Origin of the sequence: Acetobacter papayae JCM 25143, from assembly GCF_000613285.1 — a bacterium.
In the GTDB taxonomy this organism is placed as follows: domain Bacteria; phylum Pseudomonadota; class Alphaproteobacteria; order Acetobacterales; family Acetobacteraceae; genus Acetobacter; species Acetobacter papayae.
This window is the reverse complement of record NZ_BAIN01000027.1, coordinates 25,178-31,725: the sequence shown is the minus strand read 5'-3', so window position 1 is coordinate 31,725 and position 6,548 is coordinate 25,178. Positions and strand designations below refer to the sequence as shown.

Sequence of the window (6,548 nt, the reverse complement as noted above, 5' to 3'; positions counted from 1 at the left end):
CGAGCCGGGCTCCACCTTCGCCGTGAACAGAACCGCGCCAAGGCCTGTCGTGACACCGCAGCCAATGTAGCAGACCTTGTCGAACGGCGCGTCCGGGCGGATTTTCGCCAGCGCGATTTCCGGCAGAACCGTGTAGTTCGCAAAGGTCGAGCAGCCCATATAATGATGGATCGGCTGTCCCTTGAACGAAAAGCGCGATGTGCCATCGGGCATCAGCCCCTTGCCCTGTGTCGAGCGGATGGCCGTGCACAGGTTCGTCTTGCGCGAAAGGCATGATTTGCACTCACGGCACTCAGGCGTATAGAGCGGGATCACGTGGTCGCCCGGGCGCAGGTGCTGCACGCCAGCGCCAACCTCCACAACAACGCCAGCCCCTTCATGCCCCAAAATCGCCGGGAAAAGACCCTCAGGGTCCGCTCCAGAAAGCGTATACTTGTCCGTGTGGCAAAGCCCGGTCGCCTTCACCTCAACAAGAACCTCGCCCGCGCGCGGACCTTCAAGCTGAACGCGCTCAATCTCCAAAGAACGTCCAGCCTCAAATGCTACCGCTGCCCTTACGTCCATTCTCTTTATCCCCTGATCAAGACTTTTACTGAGTCACATTGCGAGAGGCCGTGCCGGATGGCCCCAGCCCCAGTTGTTGCAAATGGTCAATGATGGCCCGCGCCGCTTCATCCGCCGTTGGTGCAACCATTACTTTGCCGCCACCCTGCTGAGCGGTGTCAGCAGAGCCACTCATCAACTTCGGGCGCGCACGCCACGGGCGGATTTCGCCCTCTGCACCACGCGCCTCCGCTCCCTCCGGCTCTCTCACCGGATGAACATTCTCGATATGGGCCACCCGTCCCACAGCGTGGATACGCGCAGGCACACCCCCCGTGCGCTCATGGGCCGCCAGCACACAGGGGCCATCAACAAACACGGGCCTGCGTACCCCGCGTGGCCGCGCCTGCAACACCTGCACGGTGCCGTTGTTACCCTCTCCCCCCTCGGGCATGGTCACAACGGCAGCAACATCCGACACCACCGCCCAGTCCAGCGCATGGGCAACCTCAAACGGCACAAGGCCGCTATCCTGCGCGCCACTGGCCTTATGCCCTGTTACCAGCACGCTGATATCCGCATTAGCCCGCAGCCACGCAGCCAGTGCAGCGCCAACAGAGCCCGCGCCTTCGGCATCACTCTCTGCCAGCACGTCAATTCGGCTCAGGCCATAAGCCGCATAGTCACGCAATAGTGGTGTGTTCGCCCCCACATGCACGCCGACCACATCAGCCGAAAGCTGCCGGGCAAGGCCAATAGCATGCAGTTCCGAAAGCACCGGCGCCACTCGCCCGGACAGGGAATCCACACCGCAGGATAAAGCAACTGCTACGCGCATGGGCTTTCTCCTTCCTGTTGCAAAAGCCGCAGCAGGGCGGGCATGACATCCTGAGCATCAGCAATAATCGCCAAAGACGCGCGCGCCACCATGGCGGCATGCAGATCCGTATTGACGGCGATGATCGTTTCCACCCGTCCGATCCCCTGCAAATGCTGTGGTGCGCCTGAAATACCCATAGCCAGATAACAGGAGGCATCCAGTACCGTGCCAGACGCGCCAACCTGTGTCTGCCGGGGCATATGCCCGCTATCGCACACGACACGGCTGGCGCCGGGAGTGGCCCGCAAGGCCCGCACCACTTCGCCAAAGGTCGTAAAGTCATGCACCCCGTTGCCTGCCGCCACCACAAAAGGTGCTTCCGCCAGAGGCAGGCTGGCAGGATCACCCGCAATGGCGTCTCCAATACGCACACGCGACGTGCACACAGGCGTTTCGGCTGCATCCTCCATCAAGCTGTCTGTATGCAGAATCTCATGGGGCAGACCGGCATAAGCGGCCACCCGGTCTTCCTCCAGCGTCATGATCTGCGGCAGTGCCTGCACCACACGTTCGCGCCGCATAGCGTGGCAGGGGCTATCGCCGCCCGGAGTGAAAAGGCCTGTATACCGCCCATGAAATCACAGCCACCGGCCACGGCAACACGGCGCGCCTTATCAGCTCCCTCCGGGCTTTCTGGAAACAGGATATGGCCGCACCACTTGCTTGAACCAATGCAACACCGCGCGTGCCTGCTTGTCCGGGTTACTCCGCCCGGCGGGAAGAAAAAACAGCCTGTCAGCCCCCGCCTGTGCCAGCGCTGCACGTTGCTCTTCAGGTAGGTCAGACGGACAGAGCACGCCCACGGCCCCTTTTCCGCCATCGGCTACAAGCCGGGCAGCGCCCAAAATCTGGCGGTCGAAGCGTGAAAGCCGCATCTCGTCAAAATCAGGCACGGCCAGAACCAACATGGCGGGGTCTTCTACCCGGATAGTGCGCGGCTTCTGCACGGCGGAAACTGCCACAGCCTGCCCCGGGCGCACGCTCCCCCAGACAATCCGCCTGCGCCCCGCAGCCCCGGGTACAGTCTGGCGTGCGCGCTCCGCCCTTGGGTCACGGCGTCTGCCATCGGGCACACAATCGGCTACAGCCCCCATGACAAAACGCACCCGCCCGGCCTGACCAGCCTGACGACGGGCCGCACGTTCCGCAAACGGCGAGCGACGGATACGGCCTGTCATGCTTCCTCCACGGCGGCCAGCACCAGTTCGGCAATATCACGCACCTGCGGCTGCTCTCCTACAACACCTTCGAGCATGGCGGTGCAGCCGGGACAGCCAACCGCCACAACAGCGGCCCCTGCCTGCCGTGCCTGCGCCATACGCAGGTCGGGAATACGCTCGCGCGCATCCACATCGCTTACCGGGTTGCCACCCCCGCCCCCACAGCACATGGCCTGCATGCCGTGGCGTTCCATTTCCACCACGCTCTGGCACGCACCAGCCAGCAAACGGCGGGGCGCTTCGATCTGCCCGTTATAGCGGCCGAGGTAACAGGGGTCATGCCAGGCTACCGGTGCACCGGCCCGTGCATTCAACCGCAGCCGCCCTGCCTGCACCAGTTCATCCAGCAGGCCTGTATGATGCTGCACCACCCATGACGGTCCGTGGCCAGCATTCAGCAGTGGGTATTCATTGGCCAGAACATGAAAAGCGTGGGGGTCTGCTGTCACAATCCGGTTAAAGCGACGGCGCGACAGGGTTGTAACCACATCAGCCGCCAGCATCTCAAAGGTTGCCTCATCGCCCAGACGGCGCGCGAGGTCGCCACAATCGGTTTCGGCCTCACCCAGAATGGCAAAGCGCAACCCGGCATGGCGCATAAGCTTTACCAACGCCTGAAGGCTCTGGCTGTAACGCCGGTCGAACGCTCCCTCACCCAGCCAGAGCAGGATATCGGTTTCCTCGCCCTCGGCCAGAACCGGCACATCCAGCATGGCCAGCCCTTCCGCCCGTTCGGCCGGTGCGCGCCCTGCAAGGTTGCCTTTATCGCGCAGCACCCGCAGCGCCGTTGCCGCACCCGGGCGCACAGCCCCGTGCATGAGTGCCTGACCGCGCCGCAGATCGACAATGGTATCCACATGCTCGATCATCATCGGGCATTCTTCCACGCAGGCCCGGCAGGTCGTGCAGGCCCAGAGCGTTTCAGGGTGTATGGAACCGCTTTCTCCCACAATGGCCTGAGCCATACCCCCCTGCCCGGTTACAGCCGGAGCCCCGGGCGCAGGAGACCCCGTATAGCTGCCACCATGCATGGCATGCACCATACCCTGTATCAGCGCCTTGGGGTTGAGCCTCTGCCTGCGGCAAAAGCGGGGCAAACCTGCTCGCAACGCCCGCACTGTATACAGGCATCGAAACTGGCCAGAACATTCCAGGAGAAATCAACAGGCGTGATACAACCCAGCACCGGTGCATCCAGCGCAATGCCGCGCAGGGCTGTATCGCGCCCGCCACCAAAACGGGCCGGGCGGGTATGGGTAACCAGCCATGTCGCACCTGAAAACGCATGTTTGAGCGGCCCTGCCCCCACCAGCCACAGCAAGGCAGCGCCACCAACCCCTGTCATGGCCTGCCCTATCCACACAACTGGGCCTGTCTGTGTATCCGCAACCATGCCCCACATGGCCAGAAACCACAGCCCGCCGAGGCAGCACAGAATGGCCGGAGCAATAGCGTAGAACCGCCCGCCAGACAGAAAAGGCGGCTTATGCGGCCAGCGCCTGCGCCAGACCAGCACCGCCCCCACCAGCCCCGCCAGTGCAAACAGCGCGACACAGCCCCAATACAAACGGCTTGCCTGCAAAAAGGGCAAAACCCCCAGCAAAGCCAATGCTACACTAGCCATCAGCCCGCCTGCTGTCAGCGCGTGCATACGCCCCGCACCCGGCCTGCGTTCCACCACGTCATGCACGTCTTTAAGATAGCGCCGCGGCAGGGCCGCAAGCCCTGCACGCCAGTCAATGACAGCCGGACGCCCCTGCCGCCAACCCGTGACATAACGCCCCGCAACAAGCAGCACGCCCATGCACAATACCCACGCCAGACCTGCTGCCGTTAGAATCATGTCTTAAAAATCCTTGCACAGACGCAAGGCATCATAAATGGCAGCGTGAATATTGCGCCCCGCCACGGCATCGCCAATACGGAACAGGGCAAAACCCTCCAGCCCGGCCTGTTCCAGCGCTGGCTGCGTGCGGCCTTCCAGCAAAGCGGGCAGATCCGTCACGCCATGATTGACGGACTGCGCCTTGAGGTCGAAATACAGGGCCTCAAGCGGCAGGTTGCCACATTCCACCACCACGGTATCAACCAGACGTTCTTCTTCCTCGCCGGTCATGGTGTTTCGCAGCACCGCCACCACGCGGTTTTCCTCGCGGTAGAGTTCCTGCAACTCCATGTTGGGCGACATAATGACACCCAGACGATACAGTTCGCGCAGATGCACGGGCTGGTTGGTTGTACCCACCTCCTGCGCAATCAGGCGATCACAGGTTGCCATCTCGACCTGACAGCCACGTGTGGCCAGCAGTTCGGCTGCTGAAGCCGCATTATGCTGGCCCATTTCATCATAGAGCAGCACGCTGCCTTCAGGCGCTGCCTGACCGTCCAGCACGTCACGCACAGTGCAGGCCAGTTCATGACCCGGCCAGTCTCCCCGGTTGGCAACACCGCCGGTTGCCACAATAACAATATCCGGAGCCAGCGCTGCAACGGCCTGCGCATCGGCCGGTGTATTAAGCCTGATATCAACGCCCAGTTTACGCACCTGCGCATCCAGCCAGCGCACGATGCCAGACAGGGCCTCGCGCCAGCCAGCCTTGGCGGCACTATTAACCTGCCCCCCGGTGCGATCGGCTTTTTCAAACAAAACCACCTCATGTCCGCGCAACGCACACACCCGAGCGGCTTCGAGCCCGGCCACACCGCCCCCCACAATCACCACCCGCCGTTTCTGCGTGGCGGGGGTAATATCATGCGGCATGGTCTGCTCACGCCCGGTTGCGGGGTTTTGCAGACACAGCGCATCTCCCCCCACGTAAATCCGGTCAATGCAGTAACCCGCGCCGACACACTGGCGGATATCATCCTCACGTCCGGCGGCCAGCTTGTTGACGATATGTGGGTCCGCGATATGGGCGCGGGTCATGGCCACCATATCCACATGGCCTTCGGCAATAGCGCGGGCCGCCGTCGCCAGATCCATGATGCGCTGGGCATGGAAAACCGGAATATCCACCTCGCGGCGAACACCACTGGCCAGATGCAGGAAGGGCGCCACCGGAAAAGCCATATTGGGCAGACTGACAGCATGCGACATTTCATCGCGCGCCTGACCGCCAATAATGTTAACGAAATCAATCAGCCCGCGTCCGGCATAATCCGAGGCAATGGCAATGGCATCCTCGTGCGAAATGCCCCCTTTGAGCATTTCATCACCCGACATCCGCAGGCCTACCACATAATCATCGCCCACCGCTTCACGCACGGCGGTAAAGACCTCCCGCCCGAAACGCATGCGGTTTTCCAGCGAGCCACCATAGGCATCGCTTCGTTGATTAACCAGCGGGCTCCAGAACTGGTCGAGCAGATGCCCATGCGCGCCAGAAAGTTCCAGCCCGTCCAGCCCGCCTTCCTTGCACCGGCGGGCCGCATCGGCAAAGGCGCGGATAATACGGCTGATATCCTCATCTTCCAGCGCCTTGGGCACCGAGCGAGAAGCAGGTTCCCGTACGACTGAAGGAGCAACAACAGGTAGCCAGGCATCCGTATCCCAACGGGTACGGCGGCCCATATGAGTAAGCTGGATCATCAGCTTACCGCCATAAGCATGCACCCTGTCGGCAAATTGCTGAAAATACGGAATGATACTGTCATCCGAGACGGCAATCTGGTTCCACGGTGTCGCAGGGCTATCGCAATCGACCGAGGAAGAGCCGCCAAACATGGTCAGCCCGATACCGCCACGTGCCTTTTCCGCATGGTAAAGCTGGTAGCGGTCCTTGGGCTTGCCACCATCGCCATAACCCGGCGCATGGCTTGTGCTCATGATCCGGTTACGGATGACCAGATTTTTAATGCGCAGGGGACGCAGAAGAACATCCGCATTCGCGTTCATGCTGTCAGTT

7 protein-coding genes are annotated in these 6,548 nt (G+C 62.0%); all 7 read right to left on the bottom strand.

Going from position 1 to position 6,548, the window contains the following annotated elements; all coding sequences use genetic code 11:
* The coding region (locus JCM25143_RS08260; protein WP_025860738.1) for an alcohol dehydrogenase catalytic domain-containing protein at positions 1-564 on the bottom strand (564 nt) is incomplete at its 3' end.
* 25 nt (positions 565-589) lie between these two features.
* Positions 590-1,381, bottom strand: a complete 792-nt coding sequence (locus JCM25143_RS08255; protein ID WP_025860736.1) for an adenine nucleotide alpha hydrolase family protein — start codon at positions 1,379-1,381, stop codon at positions 590-592.
* Positions 1,372-1,944: an FAD-binding protein gene (locus JCM25143_RS23880; protein WP_234395133.1), complete on the bottom strand. Its 573-nt coding sequence runs from the start codon at positions 1,942-1,944 to the stop codon at positions 1,372-1,374. The genes JCM25143_RS08255 and JCM25143_RS23880 overlap by 10 nt, the downstream gene beginning before the upstream one ends.
* 93 nt (positions 1,945-2,037) lie before the next feature.
* A complete protein-coding gene (locus tag JCM25143_RS23875; RefSeq protein ID WP_234395132.1) occupies positions 2,038-2,601 on the bottom strand; it encodes an adenine nucleotide alpha hydrolase family protein in 564 nt (187 codons plus the stop codon).
* Positions 2,598-3,740: a heterodisulfide reductase-related iron-sulfur binding cluster gene (locus tag JCM25143_RS23870; protein WP_234395131.1), complete on the bottom strand. Its 1,143-nt coding sequence runs from the start codon at positions 3,738-3,740 to the stop codon at positions 2,598-2,600. The genes JCM25143_RS23875 and JCM25143_RS23870 overlap by 4 nt, the downstream gene beginning before the upstream one ends.
* On the bottom strand, positions 3,695-4,486 hold the full coding sequence (locus tag JCM25143_RS23865; RefSeq protein WP_234395130.1) for a DUF3483 domain-containing protein: 792 nt from the start codon (positions 4,484-4,486) through the stop codon (positions 3,695-3,697). The genes JCM25143_RS23870 and JCM25143_RS23865 overlap by 46 nt, the downstream gene beginning before the upstream one ends.
* A 3-nt stretch (positions 4,487-4,489) precedes the next feature.
* Entirely contained in the window at positions 4,490-6,538 is a 2,049-nt protein-coding gene (locus tag JCM25143_RS08240; RefSeq protein WP_025860735.1) for an oxidoreductase, read from the bottom strand.
* Between the last annotated feature and the right edge of the window lie 10 nt (positions 6,539-6,548).